The 24876-nt window shown below is 71.5% G+C and carries 23 protein-coding genes and 1 tRNA gene; 16 read left to right on the plus strand and 8 right to left on the minus strand.

Annotated elements, in window-relative coordinates; translation table 11 throughout:
* The first annotated feature begins 11 nt into the window (after positions 1 to 11).
* The 7 genes from glp (at position 12) to FK529_RS13100 (ending at position 5672) form a co-directional block, all read left to right on the plus strand.
* A complete protein-coding gene (gene glp, locus FK529_RS13070) occupies positions 12 to 1253 on the plus strand; it encodes a molybdotransferase-like divisome protein Glp (protein ID WP_146561803.1) in 1242 nt (413 codons plus the stop codon).
* Position 1254: 1 nt separating this feature from the next.
* A complete protein-coding gene (locus FK529_RS13075) occupies positions 1255 to 1887 on the plus strand; it encodes a GNAT family N-acetyltransferase (RefSeq protein ID WP_146561804.1) in 633 nt (210 codons plus the stop codon).
* Between the two features lie 141 nt (positions 1888 to 2028).
* Entirely contained in the window at positions 2029 to 3213 is a 1185-nt protein-coding gene (gene sepX, locus FK529_RS13080; protein WP_146561806.1) for a divisome protein SepX/GlpR, read from the plus strand.
* A 42-nt stretch (positions 3214 to 3255) separates the two neighbouring features.
* Positions 3256 to 3328, plus strand: a tRNA-Ala gene (locus FK529_RS13085).
* Between the two features lie 299 nt (positions 3329 to 3627).
* Positions 3628 to 4485 (plus strand): GmrSD restriction endonuclease domain-containing protein, encoded by an 858-nt coding sequence (locus tag FK529_RS13090; protein WP_146561809.1) that lies wholly within the window; start codon positions 3628 to 3630, stop codon positions 4483 to 4485.
* Between the two features lie 37 nt (positions 4486 to 4522).
* Positions 4523 to 5239: a DUF3761 domain-containing protein gene (locus FK529_RS13095; protein ID WP_146561811.1), complete on the plus strand. Its 717-nt coding sequence runs from the start codon at positions 4523 to 4525 to the stop codon at positions 5237 to 5239.
* A gap of 55 nt (positions 5240 to 5294) precedes the next feature.
* Positions 5295 to 5672 carry a DUF1801 domain-containing protein gene (locus FK529_RS13100; RefSeq protein WP_231703067.1) on the plus strand — a complete coding sequence of 126 codons (378 nt, stop codon included), beginning with the start codon at positions 5295 to 5297 and terminating at the stop codon, positions 5670 to 5672.
* Between the two features lie 61 nt (positions 5673 to 5733).
* Here FK529_RS13100 and FK529_RS13105 read toward each other — a convergent pair whose 3' ends face one another.
* A complete protein-coding gene (locus FK529_RS13105) occupies positions 5734 to 6510 on the minus strand; it encodes a dioxygenase family protein (RefSeq protein WP_146561813.1) in 777 nt (258 codons plus the stop codon).
* A gap of 126 nt (positions 6511 to 6636) precedes the next feature.
* Here FK529_RS13105 and FK529_RS13110 point away from each other — a divergent pair, with 126 nt between their 5' ends.
* From FK529_RS13110 to FK529_RS13145, 8 genes are all read left to right on the plus strand, one after another.
* A complete protein-coding gene (locus FK529_RS13110; RefSeq protein ID WP_146561815.1) occupies positions 6637 to 7068 on the plus strand; it encodes a DoxX family protein in 432 nt (143 codons plus the stop codon).
* Positions 7065 to 7706 carry an NAD(P)-dependent oxidoreductase gene (locus tag FK529_RS13115; RefSeq protein ID WP_146561817.1) on the plus strand — a complete coding sequence of 214 codons (642 nt, stop codon included), beginning with the start codon at positions 7065 to 7067 and terminating at the stop codon, positions 7704 to 7706. Before FK529_RS13110 ends, FK529_RS13115 begins: the two co-directional genes overlap by 4 nt.
* Before the next feature lie 109 nt (positions 7707 to 7815).
* Positions 7816 to 8832, plus strand: coding sequence for a hypothetical protein (locus tag FK529_RS13120; RefSeq protein WP_146561819.1), 1017 nt, complete (start codon positions 7816 to 7818; stop codon positions 8830 to 8832).
* Positions 8833 to 9021: 189 nt separating this feature from the next.
* Positions 9022 to 10002, plus strand: a complete 981-nt coding sequence (locus FK529_RS13125) for a phosphotransferase enzyme family protein (RefSeq protein WP_146561821.1) — start codon at positions 9022 to 9024, stop codon at positions 10000 to 10002.
* Between the two features lie 4 nt (positions 10003 to 10006).
* Positions 10007 to 11293, plus strand: a complete 1287-nt coding sequence (locus tag FK529_RS13130; protein WP_146561823.1) for an aspartate aminotransferase family protein — start codon at positions 10007 to 10009, stop codon at positions 11291 to 11293.
* 115 nt (positions 11294 to 11408) lie between these two features.
* On the plus strand, positions 11409 to 11834 hold the full coding sequence (locus tag FK529_RS13135) for a VOC family protein (protein WP_146561825.1): 426 nt from the start codon (positions 11409 to 11411) through the stop codon (positions 11832 to 11834).
* Between the two features lies 1 nt (position 11835).
* Positions 11836 to 12789, plus strand: a complete 954-nt coding sequence (locus FK529_RS13140) for a sigma-70 family RNA polymerase sigma factor (RefSeq protein ID WP_146561828.1) — start codon at positions 11836 to 11838, stop codon at positions 12787 to 12789.
* Between the two features lie 273 nt (positions 12790 to 13062).
* Positions 13063 to 14058, plus strand: coding sequence for a hypothetical protein (locus FK529_RS13145; RefSeq protein WP_146561830.1), 996 nt, complete (start codon positions 13063 to 13065; stop codon positions 14056 to 14058).
* On the opposite strand, the gene FK529_RS13150 is transcribed toward FK529_RS13145, so the two are convergent.
* From FK529_RS13150 to FK529_RS13175, 6 genes are read right to left on the minus strand one after another with little or no spacing between them, the layout of a single operon-like run.
* Positions 14048 to 14722: a response regulator gene (locus tag FK529_RS13150; protein WP_146561832.1), complete on the minus strand. Its 675-nt coding sequence runs from the start codon at positions 14720 to 14722 to the stop codon at positions 14048 to 14050. The two genes, FK529_RS13145 and FK529_RS13150, sit on opposite strands and share 11 nt — an antisense overlap.
* Positions 14719 to 17286: an ATP-binding protein gene (locus tag FK529_RS13155; RefSeq protein ID WP_146561834.1), complete on the minus strand. Its 2568-nt coding sequence runs from the start codon at positions 17284 to 17286 to the stop codon at positions 14719 to 14721. Before FK529_RS13155 ends, FK529_RS13150 begins: the two co-directional genes overlap by 4 nt.
* Before the next feature lie 26 nt (positions 17287 to 17312).
* A complete protein-coding gene (kdpC, locus tag FK529_RS13160; protein ID WP_146561836.1) occupies positions 17313 to 17912 on the minus strand; it encodes a potassium-transporting ATPase subunit KdpC in 600 nt (199 codons plus the stop codon).
* A gap of 11 nt (positions 17913 to 17923) precedes the next feature.
* The gene (gene kdpB / locus FK529_RS13165; RefSeq protein ID WP_438947198.1) at positions 17924 to 20056 is read right to left on the minus strand and encodes a potassium-transporting ATPase subunit KdpB; all 2133 of its coding nucleotides are present in this window, start codon (positions 20054 to 20056) and stop codon (positions 17924 to 17926) included.
* Positions 20053 to 21711, minus strand: a complete 1659-nt coding sequence (gene kdpA / locus FK529_RS13170; protein WP_146561839.1) for a potassium-transporting ATPase subunit KdpA — start codon at positions 21709 to 21711, stop codon at positions 20053 to 20055. The genes kdpB and kdpA overlap by 4 nt, the downstream gene beginning before the upstream one ends.
* The gene (locus tag FK529_RS13175; protein WP_146561841.1) at positions 21711 to 21800 is read right to left on the minus strand and encodes a potassium-transporting ATPase subunit F; all 90 of its coding nucleotides are present in this window, start codon (positions 21798 to 21800) and stop codon (positions 21711 to 21713) included. The genes kdpA and FK529_RS13175 overlap by 1 nt, the downstream gene beginning before the upstream one ends.
* A 92-nt stretch (positions 21801 to 21892) precedes the next feature.
* Here FK529_RS13175 and FK529_RS13180 point away from each other — a divergent pair, with 92 nt between their 5' ends.
* Positions 21893 to 23101, plus strand: a complete 1209-nt coding sequence (locus FK529_RS13180) for an MFS transporter (RefSeq protein ID WP_146561842.1) — start codon at positions 21893 to 21895, stop codon at positions 23099 to 23101.
* Between the two features lie 158 nt (positions 23102 to 23259).
* Here FK529_RS13180 and FK529_RS13185 read toward each other — a convergent pair whose 3' ends face one another.
* Positions 23260 to 24861, minus strand: coding sequence for a dolichyl-phosphate-mannose--protein mannosyltransferase (locus tag FK529_RS13185; RefSeq protein ID WP_193559703.1), 1602 nt, complete (start codon positions 24859 to 24861; stop codon positions 23260 to 23262).
* Positions 24862 to 24876: the final 15 nt, after the last annotated feature.

Genomic DNA, 24876 nt, shown 5'->3' on the forward strand with positions numbered 1-24876 from the left:
AGGCCGACGACATGCGCTCCGTGGAGGACCATCTGGCACGGGTCACAGCGGCGGCGGTGGCGCCGCGGCCGGTGCGTGTGGGTATCTCCGAGGCGCAGGGCCTCATGTGTGCGGAGGAAGTGGTCGTCGAGAGCGCCCTCCCCGCCTTCGACCAGGCCGCCATCGACGGCTACGCCGTGCGCTCCGTGGACGTGGCGCGCGCCGGCGAGACCGACGAGGAGACCGGCGAGCAGATCGTGGTCTCGCTCCCCGTCGTGGGCGAGGTCCGCGCGGGCAACCGCCAGCCCATCCGGCTGCAGCCCGGTCAGGCCGTCAAGGTCGAGACCGGTGCGCCCCTGCCGACGCTCGCCGACGCCGTCCTCCCCGATAAGTGGACCGACGGTGGCCTGTCGAAAGTCCGTGTCGGACACTCGGTCCGGTCCGGCCAGTACGTCCGGCGTACCGGCGACGACGTGCAGCCGGGCGACGTGGCCGTCCGCCGCGGCACCGTCGTCGGGCCCGCGCAGGTGGGCCTGCTCGCCGCCGTCGGGCGCGACAAGGTCTCCGTGCACCCGCGGCCGCGCGTCGCGGTGATCTCCGTGGGCCGCGAGCTGGTCGACATCGACCGGGACACCGGCGCCGGCCAGGTCTACGACGTGGCCTCCTACGCGCTGGCCGCCGCCGCCCGCGACTGCGGCGCCGAGGTGCACCGCGTGGGCATCGTCACCACCGACGGGGTGCGGGAGGCGGTCGAGGCGCAGCTGCAGCGCTCCGAGGTCGTGATCGTGACCTCCGCGCTCGGCGGCACCGCCTCCGAGGACATCACCACCGCGCTCGCCGACCTGGGCGACCTCGCGGTGGAACGCGTCGCGATGCATCCGGCGTCGGTGCAGGGCTTCGGCACGCTCGGCGACGATCAGGTGCCCACCTTCCTGCTGCCCTCGAACCCGATGAGCGCGCTGGTCGCCTTCGAGGTCATGGTGCGGCCGCTGATCCGCATCGCGCTCGGTAAGCGGCAGCCGATGCGCCGGCTGGTCTCGGCCAAGAGCGCGGCGTCGCACCAGTCGCCCGTGGGCCGGCGCGAGTACGTCCGCGGCCAGCTCATGCGCGACGAGGACACCGGCGAATTCATGGTCGCGCCGATCCCCGACAACGGCTCCCACCTGCTGGTGAGCCTGGCCGAGGCGAACTGTCTCATCGTCGTGGAACCGGAGGTCACCGAGGTCCGCGCGGGCGACGACGTCGTCGTCGCCTTCCTCGCCCAGCGCGGCTGACGTGCTCTTCGGAAGGGACTGGCAGGTCGAACTGGGCCCGCTCACGACGGCTGCGGGCGTCGTGCGGCTGCGGCCCATCCGGGCCCGCGACGGCCGGCAGTGGTCGCGGCTGCGGCTGCTCAACCGCGCGGAGCTCGAGCCCTGGGAACCGTCGGACGAGGTGAGCTGGCAGCGCCGGCACACCGCCTCGCAGTGGACACCGCTGTGCGCCTCGCTCCGCGCGCAGGCCCGGTCCGGCCAGATCGTGCCCATGGTCATCGAGGTCGACGGTGCCTACGCCGGCCAGATCACCATCGGCAACATCACCCGCGGGCAGCTGCGCAGCGCGTGGGTCGGGTACTGGGTGGACCGGCAGGTGACCGGTCGCGGGGTGGCGACGGCGGCGGTCGCGTTGGCCGTCGACCACTGCTTCGGGGCGCTGCAGCTGCACCGCGTGGATGCGACGGTGCGTCCGGAGAACGCCGGCTCTCTTGCCGTGCTGCGGCATTCGGGTTTCCGCGAGGAGGGCCTGCTGCGCCGCTACCTGCACGTCGACGGTGCCTGGCGCGACCACCTGCTCGTCGCGATCACGGCCGAGGAAGTCGCGGATTCGATGGTCGCGCGCGTGGTTCGATCCGGGCGCGCCCGCTTCTGATCGTGTGACTGAAGTGACTGGTTGAGATTTTTGGGGTTTGCCTACGGCGCGTCGGCCGTGCTTATTCGTGCAGTTGAAATAGCCTTCAAGGCGACTTACACGGATGTGATCCGTGCTCGCTGAATGCTGGAGGGAGCCGAGATGATCCCGCAGACACTGCTCTGGGTGGGGCTGATCGTCGCGTGGCTGGTGGTGCTCGTTCCGATGCTCGCCGCGCGGCATCCCAAGGTGAACCAGGTGTCCGACGCGACGCTGAAGACCCGCCTGCTGCACCGCGGCGGCTCCGCCGGCCGCGCCGTGCGACGCCGCATCCGCCCGGCGGCCACCGTCGCCGAGAAGCGCTCCGGCGAGGCCGCTGACGATGCCGCTCCCGAGGGTGTCGCCGCCGAGGATGTCGAGGACGGCCGGATCGTGCTCGGCAAGGCCGCCCCCGCGGCGACCGTCGAGCTCGCCGACGAGGAGGCGGAGGCGCACGCCTACGTGGACTCTGACGTCGACGACCTGCACGGATCCAGCCCGATGGACGGCGACACCACCCCGATCCCCACTGTCGAGCGGGCGGCGATGGCCGCGCAGAAGCAGGTCGTCGACCTCGACCGCCTCGACGACGAGGCCGCTCCGATCGTCCGGCGCGTCTCCGCGCCCGAGCCCGAGGTGGCACCCGAGGCCGAGGTGGCACCCGAGGCCGACGTGGCACCCGAGGCCGACGTCGCGGCGGAGAAGGACGCCGACGAGACCGTCGATGAGGGCGTCGACGATCCGGCGGCGCTGGACGACGTCCCTGCGGACGAGCAGCTCACGGAGGAGCTCGACCCCGTCGCCCGCCCGGCGGCCCTGCTCGATGAGGAGGAGGACGTCGACGCCGAGCCGCGGCGCCGGCGCGGCGGCTACGACCCCGAGAACGACGCCCGCATCACCGAGGCGCGGTTCCGGTTCCGGCAGCGCGTGACGCTGGTGCTGGGCGTGCTCGCCGTGGTCGCGCTGGGCGCGGGCCTGATGAACGTCCCCTTCGCCTGGTACGGACTCGGCGCCGTGGTGCTCGCGCTGGTCGTCTACCTGGTGTACCTGCGCCGGACGGTGCGGATCGAGACCGAGATCCGTCGCCGCCGCCTGGCCCGGCTCGAGCGTGCGCGCCGCGAGCGCGCCCGGGAGGCCGAGCTGCGCGACGGGGTGCCCGCGCACCTGCGTCGGGGCGGCTGCATCGTCATGGAGATCGACGACGAGGACCCGGCCTTCGATCACCTGCCGCGCTACCGCGCGGAGGAGTTCGACTTCCTCGATCGCCCCGCTGACGTGCGGGAACCGTACGAGCGCAAGGTCGGTTAACAGTTTCGCCGTGGGCCTTGGTAAGGTATCCGAGTTCCGCAAGGGGCTATAGCGCAGTTGGTAGCGCGCCTCGTTCGCATCGAGGAGGTCAGGGGTTCGATTCCCCTTAGCTCCACCCAGGAACGCCGCAGGCCAGGAGGATTCTTCCTCCTGGCCTGCGGTCGTTTGTCCGCTCGAGCAAAGTCTCAACCTGGACTTGAGTCAGGTGTCGTCGGGGTCGGTTCGACGCGGCAGTGTCCGAAGGTTCCGTTTTGTGCAGTTGCTGAAGATGTGGCCGGGGCAGATACACGTACGAAAATCAAATTTAACTATTCGAAACCAACAGCGAATCATCTGTGCCAGTGCGTGTTTCGAACGTCTAGGTAGTCGCAGGACGGCGTCGCACCCGCGTGTCCGGCGCTACTCTTCTGCGACATGAGCAATCGATGCGCGGTCGCCGTGGTGCTGGTCGCCGTGGCGCTGGTCGCACCGCCGGCGGCCTCCGCTGAGCCACCGTCCGCGCCGATCGGCGCGAGTGCGGCGGAAGCCGCACTGACGACGCTCGCCGTGAAGGGCCGAGCGCCGAAGACCGGTTACGCCCGTTCCCAATTCGGCCAAGCATGGTCCGACGACGTCACCGTCGAGTACGGCCGCAACGGGTGCGACACCCGCAACGACATCCTCCGGCGCGACCTCGTGAACGTGCAGCTCAAGGCCGGAACCAACGGGTGCAAGGTGCTCGCCGGCAGTCTGCGCGACCCGTTCACCGGAAGCACCGTCGACCTCGCCGATGTCCAGATCGACCACACCGTGCCGTTGTCCGACGCCTGGCAGAAGGGCGCGCAACAGTGGACCGCGGAGAAGCGTCGCGACTTCGCCAACGACCCCCGCAACCTCCGCGCGGTCGACGGCCGTGCGAACCGGCAGAAGGGGGATGGTGACGCCGCTACCTGGCTTCCGAGCAACAAGGCCTATCGCTGCGACTACGCGCAGCAGATCGTCGAGGTCAAGCGCCTGTATGGGCTCTGGGTGACCCAGGCGGAGGCCAACGCCCTCGGACGCCTGCTGGGCGACTGCGGCGCCACCCCCGCTCCGACCGCGGCGCCGGTAGCACCACCCCTGCCGTCCGCGGCTGCCGCGACCGCCGCGCCACGGCCAGCGGTGGCAGCGTCCGCCGGCGGATACAGCAACTGTGCAGCAGCGCGAGCAGCCGGAGCCGCACCCATCTACGCCGGGCAACCCGGATACAGCCGCAAGCTCGACCGCGACGGCGACGGAATCGCCTGCGAATAGACCACCCCGCTGACCCTTCAAGCCCAGGAGGCTCACCATGTCCGCACCACAACCACCCACCCCGCCGTCGACCGGTCCCGGGGTCGTCGCCAAGGTCATCGGCTGGCTATTGATCGCAGTCGGTGTGCTCATGATCATCAGTGGCATCGGCAGCGAGAGCCCCTTGACCGCGGTCCTCCTCGGCGGCGCGATGATCCTGATCGGCGCAGTTCTGATCTGGCGTTTCCTCAGCTGGAAGGTCGCGGCACCGGTCGCGATCCTGGGCGTCATCGGCGGAGGGGTGCTGGCCCCCGATACGGCCAAGGAGCAGCCGGCGTCGCTCACCACGGTGTCGCCGTCGACCTCGAACGTCGCCACCACCACGACGACCTCCGCGACCTCGTCGACGCAGCCGTCGTCGATGACCAGCAGCTCATCGCGTTCGTCGACGCCCACCACCACGACTACAGTCGCGACGACCACGACGACAACGCTCCCGCCGGTGCGGTCCGTTCCCACGACGACGACTCAGGTGGCGCCTCCACCGCGCCTGTATGCGCCGCCGACCACCACGACGGAAGATCAACCTGCGCCCGCGTACACGCCACCGCGCGCGACCGGAGGTGGTAACAGTGGCGGCGGGGGCTCCGGCAGCGGCTCCGGGGCCGGTTCGGGCGGACATACCGGAGCCATCTGCAAGGACGGATCCACGAGCACCGCCACCGGACGCGGAGCATGCTCCGGACACGGCGGCGTCGCTAGATGGCTTCCGTAACGGCACTGACTACGCGATTGCCGACTTTCGACCCGGGGGTAGGCGCCGGGGTAGCGTGAGCGGGTCGAACCACGCCGAGGAGGCCTGCCGCATCATGTTCACCAAGAAGGGCGACGCCGCCGTTCTTGCCAAGCTTCGCGTCATGCCCACCCCCTACGCCGAGATCGGCGAGCGCCTGCACTCGATCATCCGCACGAACGCGCCCGGCCTGGAGCCTGTGGTGCGCTGGGGCCTGCCGTTCTACGTGGGCGGTGGCGAGGACATCTGCTACATCAAGCCCGGAGAGACGTATGTGGCTTTCGGCTTCGGTGAGACGGTGAATCCGGCGTTCGAGGAGGGAGCAACCATGCACCCGATCGTCTGGAACATCACCGCACTCGACGCGGAGACCGAGGCGCGGATCGCGGCGCTGGTCGCCAAAGCCGTCCCCTGACGGCCCCCGTCGGTCACGACCCGGCCGGCCATGACCCCGCTCGCCGGGGCGCAGCGCGGCGTCAGGCTGCGATGATGCTGCGCTTGGCCAGGCCCATCCAGAACCCGTCGATCGGCTCCTCAGGCGCGGCCTCGGGATCCGTCGCCGCGCCGAGCGTGACGAACAGCGGCGCGAAGTGCTCGATCCGCGGGTGCGCGTAGGGCATGCCCGGCGCTTCCTCGCGGAATCGCAGCAGCCCGTCCACGTCGCCGGCGGCGAACCGCTCGTGCGCCCAGGCGTCGAACTCGACCGACCAGCCGGGCGCGACGGCGTCGGGCCGCGGGTCGGTGAGGAAGGGCAGCCCGTGGGTGGTGAACCCGGATCCGATGATCATCACGCCCTCCTCGCGGAGCTCGGCCAGGCGCCGACCGAGGCCGAACAGGGCCTCGGGCTCGAGCGTGGGGAGCGAGATCTGCAGGACGGGGATGTCGGCCTCCGGGTACATCACCGTGAGCGGCACGTACGCGCCGTGATCGAGCCGGCGCCGCCCGTCCCGGTGCACGGGCTGATCGTCGGGCGCCATCGCCGCGATCCGGTCCGCCAGCTCGGGCGCGCCGGGGGAGGGGTAGACGGTGCGGTAGTACCGCTCGTCGAATCCGCCGAAGTCGTAGGTGAGGGGGACCCGAGCATCGGTGGCGCCCACGGTGAGCGGCGCGGCCTCCCAGTGCGCGGAGACGACGAGGATCTGCTCGGGGCGCGGCAGGTCGGCGGCGAGCCGGCGCAGCTGCGCGACCCAGCGCTCGTCGTCGACGAGCGGCGGTGCGCCGTGACTGAGGAACAGCGCGGGCGTGGTGGTCATGGCATCCCTTCCGGGAGGCGGACGAGGCCTGAGGCCGATCCGATTCGGACGTATTGCACTTGCTAATCGAGTGTGTTTCGATGGTAGCGACAGTTGCTTGAAGCTTCAACTATCTTAGGAGTTCTCATGGTCAAGAGCTTGGCCGGTACCCAGTTCACCCTGCTCACCATCGCCCGGGTCATCCTCGGCGTCGTCTTCTTCGCTCACGGCTGGCAGAAGGTCGTGACCAACGGCCTCAGCGCCACCAGCACGGCCTTCGAGGGCATGGGCATTCCCGCGCCCACGCTGTCGGCCTGGTTCGCCGGTCTCGCCGAGCTGATCGGTGGCGCGCTGCTCATCGTCGGCTTCGCCGTCCCGCTCGTCGCGATCGTGCTGATCATCAACATGCTCGGCGCCATCTTCTTCGTTCACATCGACAGCGGCCTCTTCGCCACCGCCGGCGGCTACGAGCTGCCCCTCGTGCTGATCGCCGGCCTGCTCGCCGTCGCCGCTGCCCCGCAGGCGCAACTGGGCATCGACGGCCTGCTGCTCAAGAAGAGGCTGGAGGGCGCCAAGTGAGGATCGCCGTCTTCGGCGCCTCCGGCTACTCCGGCGGCCACATCACCGCCGAGGCGCTCGGTCGTGGCATCGAGGTCGTCGGCATCGCGCGCGATGCCACGAAAGTCCCGGCCGGCGCCGCCGCCGAGGCTGGCGACGTGACGGACCCCGACTTCGTGGCCCGCGTCGTCGACGGCGCCGCCGTGGTGGTCTCGGCGTTGCCGACTGCGGCGCCGTCTGGCGACGGTGCGGACCTGCCCACCGCCCTGGAGAACCTGGTCGACGCCGTGCGCGCCACGGGTGCCCGCCTCGGCGTGGTCGGCGGTGCCGGAAGCCTGCTCGTCGCGGAGGGCGGCCCCAAGCTCGTCGACACCCCGTCGTTCCCGGACGCGGTCAGGCCGATCGCCCAGGAGCACGACCGCGCGCTGGACTACCTGCGCACCGTCGACGACGTGGACTGGTTCTATCTGAGCCCCGCCGCGAACTACGGCTCGTTCAACCCCGGCGAGAAGCGCGGCACGTTCCGCACGGGCGGCGATCTGCTGCTCACCGATGCCGAGGGGAAGTCCGAGATCTCCGGCGCCGACTACGCGATCGCCTTCGTCGACGAGGTCCTCACTCCCGTGCACGAGCGCGAGCGGTTCTCGGTCGCCTACTGATCCGACGGGCGAAACGTCCGTCTCATGCCGGTTGAGCAGCCAGCTACGGTGCGCATGGCTCGCGGGGTTGGTAGGTTTGCCGGGTTCGTTCATGAACGAGGAGGAGACCATGACGCAGCCGCCGAACTACCCTGGTGACAACCAGGGCGGCTACCCGCAGAACCCGCAGGATCCGCAGCCAGGCGGATACCCGCAGGGGGGATACCCCCAGCAGCCCCCGCAGCAGCCGGGGTACGGGCAGCAGGGCGGCGACTTCCCGCCTCCCGCCGGCGGCTTCCCGCCCCCCGCCGGCGGCTTCCCGCCGCCCCAGGATCCCGGCTACGGGCAGGGCGGCCAGGGCTTCCCTCCGCCCCCGCCCCAGGGCGGCTTCCCTCCGCCGCCTCCGGGCGGCTTCGGCGGCCCGCAGTACGGCGGCGGGCAGCAGCCCTTCAACATCGGTGACGCCTTCTCCTGGGCCTGGAACAAGTTCACGAAGAACGCCCTGGCGCTCATCGTCGCCGTGCTCGTGTACACGCTGGTCCTCGGCGCGATCCTCGGCCTCGGGTACCTCCTGCTGGGATCGATCATCCTCGGTTCGTCCAGCGTCGACGCCGAAGGTTTCACCGAGATCTCCACCGGCGGTTCGATCGGCGCGGTGGTCGGTTTCGCGGTACTGCTCCTGGTGACAGCGATCGTGGGCTGCATCATCCAGGCCTCGTTCTACTCGGGCCTGCTGGACATCGCCGACGGCAAGCCCGTCGACATCGGCTCCTTCTTCAAGCCGCGCAACACCGCCCAGGTCGCGCTCGCCGCCGTGCTCATCGGCGTCGTGACCGCCATCCTGAGCCTGATCCCGTTCCTCGGATCCATCCTCTCCATCGTCGTCGGATTCCTGACGATGTTCGCCATCCCCACGATCGTCGACCGCGGTCTCCCCGCCATCGACGGCATCAAGCAGGGCTTCGCGACCGTCCAGCGCGACCTCGGCAGCTCGATCCTGACGTACGTCATCGCCTTCCTCATCGGTGCGGTCGGTGTATGCCTGTGCGCCGTCGGTCTGCTCATCGCCGGACCGATCGCGGCGCTGCTGGTCGTCTACGCCTACCGTCGCCTCTCCGGCGGCCAGGTGGCACCGCTCACCCCGTAGTTCCGGACACGCGCCCGGGCCCGCTCCACCGACCGGTGGGGCGGGCCCCGTCGTATCCTCCGCCGATCGACTCTCCGATTCCGTCCGTTTCGGACTCGATGTCCATCAAGGACAGAATCCGAGAGTCACGCAGCCGGTACGGTCTGCCTTCCCGCGGTCCGGACGGGCAACTCAGTTGCCACCTGCCGCGTGGCAGTATTTCTCGCGTGGATGCGCTCGATCGGCCAGTCAATGGATGAGGCGGTGCGCGACGGGCGGGTCGCGCAGCGCATCGTCGACGGTGCCCTCCCCGGCGCGACCGTCCTGCCGTTGCTGGTCAGCGAGAACGCCACCTTCCGCGTGCACGGCGGGCCACGGCCGGCCGTGCTGCGGCTGCACCGCCCGGGGTATCAGGACGACGCGGCGATCGCCTCGGAGCTGGCGTGGATCGCCGCCCTGCGCCGCGACACCGCGGTGCCCGTGGTGGAGCCACTGAGCGGGGTGCTCGTCGACCCGCCGACGGGACGCCGCGCGGTGCTGTTCGCGGAACTCCCCGGCGGCCACGTGCCCGACGAGGCGCTCGACGTCGCGCACTTCGCCGCGCTCGGCGAGATCGCCGCGGTCTTCCACGAGCACGCCGAGACCTGGCGGCGGCCCGCCGATTTCACGCGCTTCACCTGGGGCGTGGCGGAGACGATCGGACCGCGGCCCCGCTGGGGATCCTGGCGCGACGGGCTCGCGGTGGGGGAGGCGCACCGTCGGGCGATCGCGCCGGCGGCCGACCGCGCGGCGAGCCGGATCGACGGCTTCGGTCGGACCGCCGACCGGTTCGGCCTGATCCACGGCGACCTGCGGGCCGCCAACCTCATCACGCCGGGCGCGGGCTTCACCGTGATCGACTTCGACGACTCCGGCTTCGGCTGGCACCTCTTCGAGTTCGCGGCCGCCACCTCGTTCGTCGAGACCGACCCGCGGCTGCCGGAGTGGGCGGCGGCGTGGGCGGCGGCGTACCGGCACCGTCGGGCGCTGCCCGCCGCGCACGCCGCGCTCCTGCCCGACTTCGTGCTGCTCCGGCGCCTGCAGTTGCTCGGATGGCTCGGCACCCACGGGCACGCGCTGGAGGCGGATCCCGGATTCGCCGACGGCACCGTCGAAGTCGCGCAGGCGTATCTGGCCGGGCGGCTACTGTGAGCGCGTGAGCTTCTCGGAATCGGTCGCCGCGCACGTCGTGCGCTACGGCGGCACCTTCGCGCCCCTGCCCATCGACCGCGCCGCGGGCACGTACGTCTACAGCGGCGACCGCCGCTGGCTCGACTTCACCTCCGGTCAGATGAGCGCCATTCTGGGGCACAGTCATCCGGCGATCGTGGAGACCGTGCAGCGCGAGATCGCGACCCTCGACCACCTCTTCTCGGGGATGCTCTCGCCGCAGGTGGTGACGCTGGCCGAGCGGCTCGCGGCCACCGTGCCGGACCCGCTGAGCCACGTCCTGCAGCTGACCACCGGCGCCGAGTCCAACGAGGCCGCGCTGCGGATGGCCAAGCTGTACACCGGCAAGCACGAGATCGTCAGCTTCTCGAAGTCCTGGCACGGTATGACGGCCGGCGCCGCGGCGGCGACCTACTCGTCGGGGCGCAAGGGCTACGGGCCCACCGCCCCCGGGAACTTCGCCCTACCCACGCCGAACGCCTACCGCTCGCGGTTCGTCTCCCCGGACGGGAAGTACGACTGGGAGTCGGAGCTGGACTTCGGCTTCGAGCTCATCGACGCGCAGTCCACGGGCTCCCTGGCCGCCTGCCTGGTGGAACCGATCCTCAGCTCCGGCGGGATCATCGACGTGCCCGTCGGGTACCTCGCCGCGCTCAAGCGCAAGTGCGAGGAGCGGGGGATGCTGCTCATCGTCGACGAGGCTCAGACCGGCCTGTGGCGCACCGGCGCCGCGTACGCCTTCGAACGCGACGGGATCGTGCCCGACATCCTCACCTTGAGCAAGACGCTCGGCGCGGGCCTGCCCATCGCGGCAGTCGTGACGACGGCGGAGATCGAGCGCGTCTGCCACGAGCGGGGCTTCCTGTTCTTCACCACGCACGTCAGCGATCCGATGGTGGCCGCCGTCGCGACCACGGTGCTCGACGTGCTCGGCGACGGGGTCGCCGGCGGCGTCGCCCGGGACGTCGCGGCCCGCGGGGCGCGGCTGCGCGCCGGGCTCGACGAGCTGGCCGCCCGGCACGAGGCGATCGGCGACGTGCGCGGCCGCGGCCTCATGCAGGGCATCGAGCTGGTCCGCGACCGCGAGTCCAAGGAGCCGGCCACCGAGCTGGGGCTCGCGGTGACGCAGCGCTGCTACGACCGCGGCCTGCACATGAACGTGGTGCAACTGCCCGGGATGGGCTCGATCTTCCGCATCGCCCCGCCCCTCACCGCCACGGACGCCGAGATCGACGAGGGCCTCGAGATCCTCGACGGGGCGCTGCGCGGGTAGTTCCGGAGTCCGCGCGAAGAATTTTCGGCGGAACCGATGAGTTTCGGCGACGAGGCCCGTCTAACCATGTGACGGTGTTCGACAGACGGATGCCGCAGACCCCAGGAGCAACGCCATGCACACGATGATCTTCGTGAACCTGCCCATCGCCGACGTTCAGCGTTCGCGCGAATTCTTCACCGCCGTGGGCTACACCATCAACGAGAAGTTCAGCGACGAGAACGCCATCTCGGTGGAGCTGGGCGAGAACATCGCAGCGATGCTGCTCAAGACCGACTTCTTCGGAACCTTCCACGAGGCGACCACCGCCGCGCCGGGCGTGAAGGAGACCCTCATCGCCCTGAGCGCGGAGAGCCGCGAGGAGGTCGACGAGATCGTGAACCGGGCCGTCGCCGCCGGCGGCAAGGAGGGACGCTCGGAGGACCACGGCTTCATGTACGGCCGCTCGTTCGACGACCCCGACGGCCACGGCTGGGAGATCATGTGGATGGACCCGGCCGCGGCCGAAGCCGGTCCTGAGCACGTCGGCACGCAGGGCTGACATGACCGTCACCGACCCCGGCTTCGATCAGGTCACCGCGCCGCTCCGCGCCGAGCTGCTCGCGCACTGCTACCGCATGTCGGGCTCCGCGTCCGACGCGGAGGACCTGGTGCAGGAGACCTACCTGCGCGCGTGGAAGGCGTTCCACCGCTTCGAGGGCCGGTCGTCGGTACGCACGTGGATGTACTCCATCGCGACCAACGTCTGCCTCACCGCCGCCACCGCCCGGCGGGTGCTGCCCGTCGGGCTCGGCGGCGAGCCGTCGAACCCGCTGGAGCCGGTGGCGCCGTCGACCGAGGTGCTGTGGCTGCAGCCCCTGCCGGACCGCGCGCTCGGTGATCCGGAGGAGGCGGCGGTCGCGCGCGAGGGCATCGGGTTGGCGATGGTCGCGGCGCTGCAGGTGCTGCCCGCCAAGCAGCGGGCCGCGCTGATCCTGCGCGACGTGCTGCAGTTCTCCGCGACCGAGACCGCCGCGGCGCTCGAGACCTCCGTCGCCTCGGCGAACAGCGCGCTGCAGCGGGCGCGGGCCTCCATCGGCGACGGTGCCGCGCGCGAGGGCCGCAGGGCCGCCGCGCTGTCCGAGCACGAGAAGAGGGTGTGGGACGAGTTCTGCGCCGCCTTCGAGCGACACGACATCGACGGGGTGGTCCGGATCCTCGCCGCCGACGCCACGTGGGAGATGCCGCCGATCCCCGGCTGGTACCGCGGCGCCGAGGCCATCGGCGAGCTGTCCCGGACCCAGTGCCCCGCCCGGGTCGCCGGGGATCTGCGCATGATCCCGACCGTGTGCAACGGCCAGCCCGCCGCCGCGATGTACCTGCGTGCGGGCGATGTCTGGTTGCCCTTCCAGCTGGACGTGCTGACCTTCACCGACGGCGCGCTCACGCACGTCTCCGCCTTCCTCGACCCGGCGGACCTGTTCGCCCTCGCCGGCCTGCCGACCGAGTTGCGCTGAGGTCGGCGAACGGCGCTGCGCGGTGACGCGCCGCGACCGTCACAGTGTGGGAGGACGTGCCGACTGCGGGACTCTCCGATTCTGTCCTCGTCGGACACGCTGTCCGACGAGGACAGAATCGGAGAGTCCCGCGCGCGATGTACTGCCCTACTCGAGGATGACCTGCGTGCGCGATCGTGCGGCGCGCGTTCCCGCGGTTTTCGCGATCCCCACCCGCCCGGCGGGCCGTCGCCGTAGCGTCGAGGTAGGGGAACGTGGACTTCGGGGGGAGCCATGCACAATTTCCGGGAACGAGCGATGCCGATCCGCGATCGGGCGCTGCACGAGGCGGCGGTCCGGGCCGCGCTGGAGCTGGTCGCGCGCGACGGGCTCGACCGCGCGACCCTGACGGCGGTAGCGCAGCGCCTCCGGCTACCCGGCGCGGAGCGGGTGTCCGAGCGGACCCTGCGGCGCAGGTACGGCAGTACCGCGCGGCTGCTGTTCGGCACGCCGTGGTGGATGCCCGACCCCGCGGATGCGGTGCGTGCGGTCCTGGCGCCGCGCCCGCGGCGCACGGAGGGGCCGGTGTGGCCGGGCGGCGCGGCCGCGGAGGCGGCAGCGGCCGTCGTCGACGACTGCCGCTGCGAGGGCGGCGTGCCCGCCCGCGACCCGCGGGATCGACCGGCGGGGTGCGCCTGCGAGGACGGTCGCACCGACGACACGTGGCCGGACGCCGCCTTCTTCACCGACGCCGGCATCGACGATCCGCTCGGAGACCTCGCCCACGCCTCGCCGGAGCCGATCGCCCTCCGCGACCTGCTCCACGACCTGCACGCCGTGCTCACCGGCCACCTCGTCGCGACCGGGTGGGCGGCGAACCTCCCGTGGGTCGGCGAGCTCCGCACGGAGCGGCCGGAGGTCGGGGCGTGGCTCGCGCTCGCGGCGGCGGCCTGGGCGGATGCGCTGGCGCCGAAGCTGGCTCGCGTCTTCGGCCTCGACGCCACCGGGGGAGCGGCCGCGGCGGCCGCCTTCAGCGCCGTGGCGCGGGAGCTGGAACCGATGGTCGGCGAGCTCGGGGCCGCCCACTACCGCGCCGCGCGCGGCTTCGGACCGGCGGCGTCCGCGGAGGCCGACCTCGCGGCGGCTCGCGCCCGCGCGTTCGATGCGCTCACGGCCGTCGTGTCCGTGCCGGACAGAATCGGAGAGCCGCGCGGCAGGAGCACCGTCAGACCCGGCGGGCGGTACGCGTCCCTGCCGAACCGCGCTCGGCGCCCGGGCGCTACGGGATGAAGCGGTAGCCCATCCCCGGCTCGGTGACGAAGTAGCGGGGGTGCGACGGGTCCGGCTCCAACTTGCGGCGCAACTGCGCCATGTACACCCGCAGGTAGTTGGTCTCGCGCGAATACGACGGCCCCCACACCTCGTGCAGGAGGGTCTGCTGGGAGACGAGCCGGTCCGCGTTGCGGACCAGCACGTCCACGATCTTCCACTCGGTGGGGGTCAGGCGCACCGTCGTGCCGTCGCGGGTCACCGTCCGCGCCTCGAAGTTCACCTCGAAGGCCTCGGTCTTCGCGGGGGCGGGGGCGTCGACGAGGCCCGTCCGCCGCACCTGGGCCCGCACGCGGGCGAGGAACTCGTCCATTCCGAAGGGCTTCGTGACGTAGTCGTCGGCGCCGATGTCGAGCGACTCCACCTTGTCGTCGCTGCCGTGCCGCGCCGAGAGCACGATCACCGGCGACGTGCAGAACTCCCGCAGCTTCGCCAGCACCGCGGTGCCGTCGATATCGGGCAGGCCCAGGTCGAGGATGACCACGTCGGGCGTCCGCTCCCGGGCGATCTGCAGCGCCGAGCGGCCGTCGGAGGCCGTCTCCACCTCGTAGCCGCGGGCCTTGAGATTGATCCGCAGGGTGCGCAGGATCGCGGGCTCATCGTCGACCACCAGAACGAACGTCACGAGACCACTTCATCACTCGACACCGGGTGCGCGGCGGGCAGGTCCACGATCATCGTCAGGCCGCCGCCGGGCGTGTCCTCCGCGGTGAGCGTTCCGCCCATCGCCTCGGTGAGCCCCCGCGCCACCGCGAGCCCCAGCCCCACGCCGGTGCCGGACGGGGCGTCGCCCATCCGCTGGAAGGGCTTGAACATCGCCTCGCGCTGCTCCTGCGGCACTCCCGGCCCGTGATCGCGGACGTGCACCTGCAGCCGGTCCCCGTGGGGCGTGTGCGCGCCGGAGACGCCGACCGTGACCGGCCCGCCCCGCGAGTGCCGCACGGCGTTCTCCACGAGGTTCGCCAGCACCCGCTCCAGCAGGCCGGGGTCGGCGAGCGCGGTGGGCGTCGCGTCGGTGTCGTCGCAGGCGAAGTCGAAGGCCAGATCGGCGTCGGGGAGGGCGGTCCAGATCGCGGGCAGCACCTCCTCGATCCCCACCTCGCGTGTGAGCAGGGTCAACGAATCGGACTGCAGCCGCGACATGTCGAGCAGATTCCCGACGAGCGAATCGAGCCGGTCGGCGCTCTCCTCGATGGTGGCGAGCAGCTCGGACTCGTCCTCGTCGGACCACTCCACGTCGTCGCTGCGCAGCGACGAGACCGCGGCCTTGATCCCCGCCAGCGGCGTCCGCAGGTCGTGCGAGACCGCGCTGAGCAGGGCGGTCCGCGCGCGGTTGCCCTCGGCGAGCGTGCGGGCCTGCTGGGCCTCGGCGCTGAGCGCCTCCCGGTCCAGCCGGGCCGCCGCGTGCGCGGCGAAGGCGACGAGCAGCCCGTGCTCGGAGGCGGTGAGCGGCTGCCCGTTGACCACCAGGGCCACGTTGTCGCCGACCATCGCCGTGTCGGTTCCGCTCTCCGGGGTGAGCGGCGACTCCCGGCGGCCCGCCACCAACTGCCAGGGGGAGTCGGCGTCGTCGCGCCGCAGCACGGAGGCGCCGCGCAGCCCGAAGGTCACGACGGCCTCGTCGAGCAGGGCGGGGATCTCGTCGTCGGCGTTCTCGGTCGCCAGCAGCGTGTCGGCGAGGCCGCTGAGCACGTCGGCCTCCGCGCGCGCCCGGGCGGCGCGGGCCGTCTGCCGGGCCGCGAGCGAGACCACCGACGCCACCGCGATCGCCGTGAGCACGAACATCACGACGGCGAAGATGTTCTCGCCCGAGGCCACGGTGAACGTCTCGAGTGGCGGCGCGAAGTAGTAGTTGAGCAACACCGAGCCGAGGAGCGCCGCGGGCACCGCGGGCCGGATCCCACCGACCAGGGCCACGCTCACCGTCAGCATGAGGAACAGCATCAGTTCGGTGGGCAGCGAGTGCCACGGCCGGGTGTACGCGAGCACCGCGGTGAGGATCACCGGCCCGACGATGGCGAGCACCCATCCGGCGATGGTGCGCCGCCTGCCCAGCAGAACGGGGTCGGGGCCGTCGATGCGGGGGAGGAGCCGGCGGCGGCCCGCTCCCGCGGCCCGTTCGTGCGTGACCACCTGCACGTCGATGTCGCCGGAGCCCTCGATCACCGCGTCCGCGACCGGCCGGCGCGCCACCGACGTCAGCGCCCGGTGCCGGGATTTTCCGAGGATGATCCGCGAGGCGTTGACCGAGGTCGCGTACTGCAGGATCGCCGCGGCAACGTCGTCGCCGGTGACGATCTGGAAGGTGCCGCCCAGAGATTCGGTGAGCTGGCGCAGCTGCGTCAGCGAAGCCGGAGAGGCACCGGACAGGCCGTCGCTGCGCGCCACGTACACCGCGCGCAGCTCGCCGCCGGCGCCCTTCGCCGCGATCCGGGCGCCGCGCCGGAGCAGCGTCCCGCCCTCCGGGCCACCGGTGAGCGCGACGACGGTGCGGTCGCGGGTGGGCCAGGCGGCCGAGATGCCCTGCTCGGAGCGGTACTGCTCGAGCCGCTCGTCGACGCGGTCGGCGAGCCACAGCAGCGCGAGTTCGCGCAGCGCGGTGAGGTTCCCGATGCGGAAGAAGTGGGAGAGCGCGGCGTCCACCTTGGACGGGTGGTAGATGTTGCCGTGCGCCATGCGCCGCCGCAGGGCCTCGGGGGTCATGTCGACGAGCTGCACCTGCTCGGCGCGCCGGACGACGGTGTCGGGGATCGTCTCGCGCTGCCGCACGCCGGTGATCGACTCGACCACGTCGCCGAGCGACTCCAGGTGCTGGATGTTGACGGTGGTGACCACGGTGATCCCGGCGTCGAGCAGCTCCGCGATGTCCTGCCAGCGCTTCTCGTTCTTCGATCCGGGGGCGTTGGTGTGGGCGAGCTCGTCGACGAGGGCCACGGTCGGGTGCGCGGCGATCACGGCGTCGACGTCCATCTCCTCGAGCACCGCGCCGCGATACTCGACCTTCCGCCGCGGGATCACCTGCAGGCCCTGGACCTGCGCCTCCGTGTGCGGCCGGCCGTGGGTCTCCACGTAGCCGACGACCACCGACGTGCCGCGGGAGGCGCGACGCGCCCCCTCGGTGAGCATCGCATAGGTCTTCCCCACGCCGGGTGCAGCGCCGAGGTAGATGCGCAGCTGCCCCTTCGGCATCGTCCTCCCTCCTCCTGTCGGACCGGCTACCTCGGCGCGGCGAGCTCGGCGAGCGCGAGGTTCAGGTTCACCACGTTAACCCGCTCCTCGCCGAGGTAGCCGAGCTGACGCCCCTCGGTGTGCGCGGCGACCAGCGCGGTCACCCGGTCCGGGGCGAGGCCGCGGGCCGCGGCGACGCGCGCCGTCTGCTGTCGCGCGTAGGCGGGGGAGATGTGCGGGTCGAGCCCGGAGAAGCTCGCGGTGACCGCGTCAGGGGGGACGTCGGACGGCGCCACGGCCGCCCCTGGTACCGAGTCCTCCTGTGCGACGGCGGCGCGGCGCTCGGCGATGAGCGCGACCAGCTTCTCGCTGTTCGGTCCGAGGTTCGTGCCGCCCGAGGCGAGCGTGTCGTACCCGCCGGCGGACGGGCGCGGGTGGAACCACTGCGGACCGTCGAACTTCTGGGCCAGCAGTTCCGATCCGACGACGGTGCCGCCGCGTTCGACCTGTGAGCCGTTCGCCTTCGCGCTGAAGGCGACCTGCCCGACACCCCAGATCGCCAGCGGGAACAGGGCACCGAGGACGACCGTCATGACGATCAGCATGCGCAGGCCGGCGAGCAGCTGGCGCGGTGTGGAGTTCAACATGTCAGTGCCTTTCAGGACAACCCGGGGATCAGCTGGACGACGAGGTCGATCAGCTTGATTCCGAGGAAGGGGACGACGATGCCGCCGAGACCGTAGATGGTGAGGTTGCGCGCCAGCAGCTTGTCGGCCGACTTCGCGGTGTACTTCACGCCGCGCATCGCCAGCGGAATCAGCGCGACGATGATGAGCGCGTTGAAGATCACCGCCGAGAGGATCGCCGACTGCGGGCTGTGCAGCCGCATCACGTTGAGCACGTCGAGGCCGGGCGCCAGGGGGACGAACATCGCCGGGATGATCGCGAAGTACTTGGCGATGTCGTTGGCGATGGAGAAGGTGGTCAGCGCGCCGCGGGTGATGAGCAGCTGCTTGCCGATCTCCACGATCTCGATGAGCTTCGTCGGGTCGGAGTCCAGGTCGATCATGTTCCCGGCCTCCTTCGCGGCGGAGGTGCCGGTGTTCATCGCGACGCCCACGCCGGCCTGCGCGAGCGCGGGCGCGTCGTTGGTGCCGTCGCCGGTCATCGCGACGAGGCGGCCGCCCTCCTGCTGCTGCTTGATCAGCGCCAGCTTGTCCTCCGGGGTGGCCTCGGCGAGGTAGTCGTCGACGCCGGCCTCCTCGGCGATGGCCTTCGCGGTGAGCGGGTTGTCGCCGGTGATCATGACGGTGCGGATGCCCATCGCGCGCAGCTGCGCGAAGCGCTCCCGCATGCCGGTCTTGACCACGTCCTTGAGGTGCACCACGCCCTGCAGCGTCGGGGCGGCGCCGGGCTCGGCGTGCGCCACGACCAGCGGGGTGCCGCCGGAGGCGGAGATCTCGTCGACGGCCAGCCGCACGTCGACGGTGCCGAGGGCCTCGCCGACCGCCCCGTCCCCGTCGCCCCGGTGCTCCGCGGCGACCCAGGCCAGGACCGCCGACGACGCGCCCTTGCGGATGCGGGTTCCGTCGGGCAGGTCGACGCCGGACATGCGCGTCTGGGCGGTGAACGGCACGAAGGAACCGAGGGCCGTCGGGCCGGCAGCGGAGTCGCGGTTCGCCGCGCTGTGGCCGTGCTCGGTCGCCAGGTCGACGATGGACCGCCCCTCGGGCGTCTCGTCGGCGAGCGAGGCGAGCAGCGCGCTCTCGGCGAGGGTGTGTACCTCGATGCCCGCGACGGGGTGGAACGACGTGGCGCGGCGGTTGCCGTAGGTGATGGTGCCGGTCTTGTCGAGCAGCAGCGTCGAGACGTCGCCCGCGGCCTCCACTGCGCGGCCCGACTTGGCGATCACGTTGCGCTGCACCAGCCGGTCCATGCCGGCGATGCCGATCGCGGAGAGCAGCGCGCCGATCGTCGTGGGGATGAGGCAGACGAGCAGCGCCACCAGCACCACCACGTCGACCGCGCCGCCCGAGTAGATCGCCATCGGCTGCAGCGTCGCGACGGCCAGCAGGAAGATGATCGTGAGCACCGTGAGCAGGATGTTCAGGGCGATCTCGTTGGGCGTCTTCTGCCGGTTCGCGCCCTCGACGAGGCCGATCATCCGGTCGATGAAGCTCTTGCCGGGCTCGGTCTTGATCTCGACCACGATGCGGTCGCTGAGCACCCGGGTGCCGCCCGTGACGGAGCAGCGGTCGCCGCCGGATTCGCGCACGACGGGGGCGGACTCGCCGGTGATCGCGGACTCGTCGACGGTCGCCATGCCCTCGACGACGTCGCCGTCGCCGGGGATGACCTCGCCGGCGTCCACGATCACGAGGTCGCCGACCTTGAGCTCCGAGCCGGGGACCTGCTTCTCGCCGGTCTCGGTGCGCAGGCGCGCCACGGTCTCGGTCTTGGCCTGGCGCAGCGACTCCGCCTGTGCGCGGCCGCGGCCCTCGGCGACGGCCTCGGCGAGGTTCGCGAAGAGCACCGTCGCCCAGAGGCAGACGGTGACGGACCACGCGAACACCGACGGGTTCACGATCGCCAGCGCGGTGGTGTACACCGAGGCGATCCACACCACGAAGACCACGGGCTGGCGGATCTGCGTGCGCGGGTCGAGTTTCGCGACCGCGCGGGGCAGCGCCGAGCGGAGCTCGGCGAGCGAGAAGGCGGAGCGCCGTTTCGGCGCCGCGGTGACGGCCTTCGGGTCCGACGGGGTGGGGGTGCCGGTCAGCGTGTTCGTCACTGGGTGACCTCCGAGATCGGTGCGAGCGCGAGGGCGGGGACGAACGTCAATCCGGCCACCAGGACCACGACGCCCACGGTGAGGCCCACGAACAGCGGGCGGTGGGTGGGAATGGTGCCCGCGGTGGCGGGCACGGGGTGCTGCTCGGCGAGCGCGCCGGCGAGGGCGAGGATCGCGACCATCGGCGCGAACCGGCCGAGCAGCATCGCCGCGCCCAGGGTGTAGTTGAACCAGGGGGTGTCGACGGCGAGGCCGGCGAAGGCGCTGCCGTTGTTGTTCGCGGCCGAGGCGTAGGCGTAGAGGACCTCGGACAGGCCGTGCGCCCCGTCGTTGGCCATCGCGGCGACGCCCTGCCCCTGAACCACCGTGGCGGCGGTGCCGACGAGCACCAGCGCGGGCATCACGAGGATGTACAGCGCGGCGAGGGTGATCTCGGTGCGGCCGATCTTCTTGCCCAGGTACTCGGGGGTACGGCCCACCATGAGGCCGCAGAGGAAGACCGTGAGCACGGCGATGACGAGCATGCCGTAGAGGCCGGATCCCACGCCGCCGGGGCTGATCTCGCCGAGCAGCATGTTCACCAGGGCCGCGCCGCCGGCGCCGGGGGTGAGGCTGTCGTGGGCGGCGTTCACCGCACCCGTCGACGTGCTGGTGGTGGCGGTGGCGAACAGGCCCGTGCCCCACTGGCCGATCCGCAGTTCCTGCCCCTCGAGGGCGGCGCCGGCGGCCTGGCCGGCCGTGCCCTGGTTACCCAGCTGGGCGCCGATGGAGATCGCGGTGGAGACGGCGAAGATCACCGCCATCGAGCCGAGGATCGCGTAGCCCTGCCGGTGGTTGCCGACGAGGTTCCCCAGCATGCGGGGCAGTGCGACGGGGATCAGCAGGATGAGGAAGATCTGGAACAGATTCGTGGCCGCCGTCGGGTTCTCGAAGGCGTGCGCCGAGTTGGCGTTGAAGTAGCCGCCGCCGTTGGTGCCGAGGAGCTTGATGACCTCCTGGCTCGCGACGAGGCCGCCGGTGAGCACCTGCTTCTGCCCGTCGAGCCCGACGATCTCCTGCCGCTGCCACAGCGTCTGCACCACGCCCTGCGCCATGAGGATGACGGCGCCGATCACGGCGATCGGGAGCAGCACGCGCAGCGTGATGCGGGTGAGGTCCACCCAGAAGTTGCCGAGCCGGTCGGTGCGAGAGCGAACGAAGCCGCGGACCAGCGCGACCGCGACCGCGATGCCGACGGCCGCGGAGACGAAGTTCTGCACCGCGAGGCCGATGGCCTGCGCGATGAGGTTCATGGCGCTCTCGCCGCCGTACCACTGCCAGTTGGTGTTGGTGACGAAGGAGATCGCCGTGTTGAGCGCCTCGTCGAAGCGCCACTGCTTCGGCTCGACGCCGGGCAGCCACCCCTGCGCGAGCAGCAGGATCGTGAGCGCGATGATGCTGACGGCGCTGAACGCGAGCGCCGCCACCGCGTACGTGCGGTACCCCTGTTCGGCCTCGGGGTCGGCGCCCACGAGACGGTAGATGACGCGCTCGACGCGCCAGTGCTTCGGCGTGGTGACGACGTGCGCCAGGTAGTCACCGAGCGGTCGGTAGGCGATCGCGAGCGCCGCGACGAGCGTGCCGATCGTCAGCAGCCCGGAGAGGGTGTCGCTCATCAGAAGCGCTCCGGGCGAAGGAGCGCGTACAGCAGGTACGCCAGGGTGAGGATCGTCGCGGCGAGTGCCAGCGCATTGGAGAGGTCCATGGGGTCCACTGGACCACCGGGAACGCCGGTTCTCGCGCCGCGTTAACGCCCCCGATGCGGGTCTTAACGCCTTCTTAGCGGATGATGATTCGGTGACTGAATCACCCGCCGCGGGCGCCGCGCAGACGAGCCGGCGGGTGCCGCCGGAGGTCTGGGTCCTCGTGGCCGCGAGCTTCGTGATCGCCCTCGGCTACGGCGTCGTCGCACCCGCGCTGCCCGCCTTCGCCCGCACCTTCGACGTGGGCATCGGCGCCGCCTCCGCGGTCGTCAGCGCCTTCGCCATCATGCGGCTCGCCTTCGCGCCGGCGACGGGGCCCTTGGTGCGGGCCTTCGGCGAGCGCTGGATCTACATGGCGGGGCTCCTCATCGTCGCGGCCTCGACGCTCGCGGTGGCCTTCGCGCAGAGCTACTGGCAGCTCATGCTCTTCCGCGGGCTGGGCGGCGTCGGCTCGGTGATGTTCACCGTCTCCGCCATGGGCCTGATGATCCGCATCGCGCCCGCCGAGATCCGCGGGCGGGTGAGCGGCGTCTACTCGTCGAGCTTCGTGCTCGGCAGCATCTGCGGGCCGCTGCTGGGCGGGGCGCTCGTCGGCTTCGGGCTGCGGGTGCCCTTCGTCGTCTACGCCCTCGCGCTGGTCGTCGCCACGCTCGTCGTCGGGATCGCACTGCGCGGGAGCTCCCTCGCGGGCCGGCAGGAGGCCTCCACCGAACCGGGCACGACGGTGCGCGAGGCCCTCGCGGACTCCGCCTACCGGGCCGCGCTGCTGACCGCGGTCGTCTTCGGCTGGGTGTACTCGATGCGGGTCTCGCTGCTGCCGCTGTTCTTCGCCGCCGTGCTCGACCAGCCGGCCGCGATCGCCGGCTACGCGCTGGCCGCGTACGCCGCGGGCGACGTGCTGGCCATGTTCCCCGCGGGCCGCGCCTCCGACCGCTACGGCCGCAGGCCCTTCATCGTGACCGGCATGCTCGTCATCGCGGTGAGTACGGCGGCGCTGGGCTTCACCGACTCGGTGCTCGTCGCGTTCCTGGTCACCGCGGTCGCCGGCATCGGGACGGGACTCGTCGCGCCGACGATGCAGGCGTCCCTCGCCGACGTGCTGCAGGGCAAGGGCCGCAGCGGCGGCGCGCTCTCGGCGTACCAGATGGCGCAGGACGCGGGCACCATCTCCGGTCCGCTGCTGGCCGGGGCCATCGCCCAGTACTTCGGCTTCACCTGGGCCTTCGCGGTCACCGCGGCGCTGTGCGTCCTCGCCGCCGTCGCCTGGATGCTGGCCCGGGAGACCCGCGCCGCGACCGTCTGAGTGCCCGGCCCTGCCGCGGTCGTGCGGTCGGCCATGTGCTCCGCAACGACGACTCTCGGTTTCCGTCCGCCTCGGACAGGCTGTCCGAACCGGACGGAAACCGAGAGTCGATCGCACGCGAGTAGTGCTCCCCTCGCCGCCCCGGCGGTGGCGGTGGCCTACTGCCAGCTCGGCAGCCAGAGCTCCAGGCGCCACCACCACATCGGGATGGGCGTGGCGGTGAGGATCGGCCACAGCCAGGCGAAGTTGAGCACCACGATCGTCGCGTAGAGCACCACCAGCCAGCGGCCGAGCTGCAGCCGCTCGAAGCCGAAGTAGCGCGCACGGCCGTCGAGGCCCAGGACCTCGCGGCAGATCAGCGCGATCATGATGCACAGGAAGGGCATCAGGGTGAGTGCGTAGAAGTAGTACATCTGCCGGTCCAGGTTGAGGAACCACGGCAGGTAGGTGGCGAAGTACATGGTCACGGGCGCGGCGTAGGCCCAGTCCCGCTTCACGACCATCTTCCACAGGGCCCACAGCACCACGGGCACGGCGAGCCACGCGAGCGAGGGTGTGCCCACCGCCATCACCGCGCGCACGCACGGCCCGTCGCCGCACATGCCGCCGGACTGGTCCGCGGTGTAGTGGTAGAGCATCGGCCGCAGGCCCATCGGCCAGGTCCACGGCTTCGACTCCCACGGGTGGTGGTTGCCGGCCGAGTTGGTCAGCCCGTCGTGGAAGTCGAGGATCGCGGACTCGTAGTAGAACAGGGACCGCAGCGCCGCGGGCACCCACGCGAACGGCCCGCCGTCGCCGATCTGGTTGCCCACCGCGTACCGGTAGACCGAGGTCTCCGAGGAGAACCACGGCCAGAAGGTGCCGAGGTACACCAGGACCGGCACCACGCCGAGCGACATCCCCGACGGGATGAGGTCGCGGAGCAGCACGCCCCGCCACGGCCGTGGCACGCCGTACTGGCGGCGGTTCGCCACGTCGAAGGCCAGCGACAGCGCCAACACGCCGATGAGGAAGTAGACGCCCGACCACTTCACCCCGCACGCCAGCCCCAGCATGATCGCGGCGGAGAAACGCCACCAGCGAAAGCCCAGCCGCGGCCCGTACAGCGAGTCGGTGATGCGCCCCTCGAGGGCGGCGCGGTGCAGCCGCTCCCGCATCTGGTCGCGGTCGACGAGGATCATCGCGAACGCCGCGAAACCGAAGACGACGAGGAAGATGTCGAGCAGCGCCACGCGCGAGGAGACCATCGTCAGGCCGTCGCAGATGAGGAACAGGCCGGCCAGCCCGCCGATCAGGGTGGACCGCGCCAGCCGCCGGGCGGCGCGGATCACCAGGAAGACCAGCAGCGTTCCGCACACGGCCGACATGAACCGCCAACCCAGTGGGCTGTACCCGAACAGCCACTCGCCGATCGCGATCATCCACTTGCCCACCGGCGGGTGGACGATGAGCCCGAAGCCGGGGTTGTCCTCGATCCACTGCCCGCCCGAGAGCACCTGCCAGCCCTGCGGTGCGTAGTGCTTCTCGTCGAAGACCGGCGTCTGCACGGGCGTGCTGCCGATGAAGCCGGTGTTGCTGGGGTAGCCCAGGTTGAAGAACCGGGTGGCCGCCGCGACCGCGGTCAGCACGAGCGTCACGGTCCAGCCGAAGGCGCGGTCGGTGGCGCCGAACACCGCGGGCGGGAGCCGCGGGCCCGGGCTCACCATCTCGCGGTCCTCGCTACGCCCCTCGGGCATCGCCACAGCCGTCACCCGACCCATCGTAGGGTGTGTGCC

This window comes from Tsukamurella asaccharolytica, from assembly GCF_007858435.1.
In the GTDB taxonomy this organism is placed as follows: Bacteria; Actinomycetota; Actinomycetes; order Mycobacteriales; family Mycobacteriaceae; genus Tsukamurella; species Tsukamurella asaccharolytica.

Excerpts from the sequence above, each read along its gene's own strand:
- glp (WP_146561803.1), top strand. The coding sequence starts at position 12 with ATGCGCTCCGTGGAGGACCATCTGGCACGGGTCACAGCGGCGGCGGTG.
- sepX (WP_146561806.1), top strand. The coding sequence starts at position 2,029 with ATGATCCCGCAGACACTGCTCTGGGTGGGGCTGATCGTCGCGTGGCTG.
- FK529_RS13090 (WP_146561809.1), top strand. The coding sequence starts at position 3,628 with ATGAGCAATCGATGCGCGGTCGCCGTGGTGCTGGTCGCCGTGGCGCTG.
- FK529_RS13095 (WP_146561811.1), top strand. The coding sequence starts at position 4,523 with ATGTCCGCACCACAACCACCCACCCCGCCGTCGACCGGTCCCGGGGTC.
- FK529_RS13105 (WP_146561813.1), bottom strand. The coding sequence starts at position 6,510 with ATGACCACCACGCCCGCGCTGTTCCTCAGTCACGGCGCACCGCCGCTC.
- FK529_RS13110 (WP_146561815.1), top strand. The coding sequence starts at position 6,637 with ATGGTCAAGAGCTTGGCCGGTACCCAGTTCACCCTGCTCACCATCGCC.
- FK529_RS13120 (WP_146561819.1), top strand. The coding sequence starts at position 7,816 with ATGACGCAGCCGCCGAACTACCCTGGTGACAACCAGGGCGGCTACCCG.
- FK529_RS13135 (WP_146561825.1), top strand. The coding sequence starts at position 11,409 with ATGCACACGATGATCTTCGTGAACCTGCCCATCGCCGACGTTCAGCGT.
- FK529_RS13140 (WP_146561828.1), top strand. The coding sequence starts at position 11,836 with ATGACCGTCACCGACCCCGGCTTCGATCAGGTCACCGCGCCGCTCCGC.
- FK529_RS13145 (WP_146561830.1), top strand. The coding sequence starts at position 13,063 with ATGCACAATTTCCGGGAACGAGCGATGCCGATCCGCGATCGGGCGCTG.
- FK529_RS13155 (WP_146561834.1), bottom strand. The coding sequence starts at position 17,286 with ATGCCGAAGGGGCAGCTGCGCATCTACCTCGGCGCTGCACCCGGCGTG.
- kdpC (WP_146561836.1), bottom strand. The coding sequence starts at position 17,912 with ATGTTGAACTCCACACCGCGCCAGCTGCTCGCCGGCCTGCGCATGCTG.
- kdpA (WP_146561839.1), bottom strand. The coding sequence starts at position 21,711 with ATGAGCGACACCCTCTCCGGGCTGCTGACGATCGGCACGCTCGTCGCG.
- FK529_RS13175 (WP_146561841.1), bottom strand. The coding sequence starts at position 21,800 with ATGGACCTCTCCAATGCGCTGGCACTCGCCGCGACGATCCTCACCCTG.
- FK529_RS13185 (WP_193559703.1), bottom strand. The coding sequence starts at position 24,861 with ATGGGTCGGGTGACGGCTGTGGCGATGCCCGAGGGGCGTAGCGAGGAC.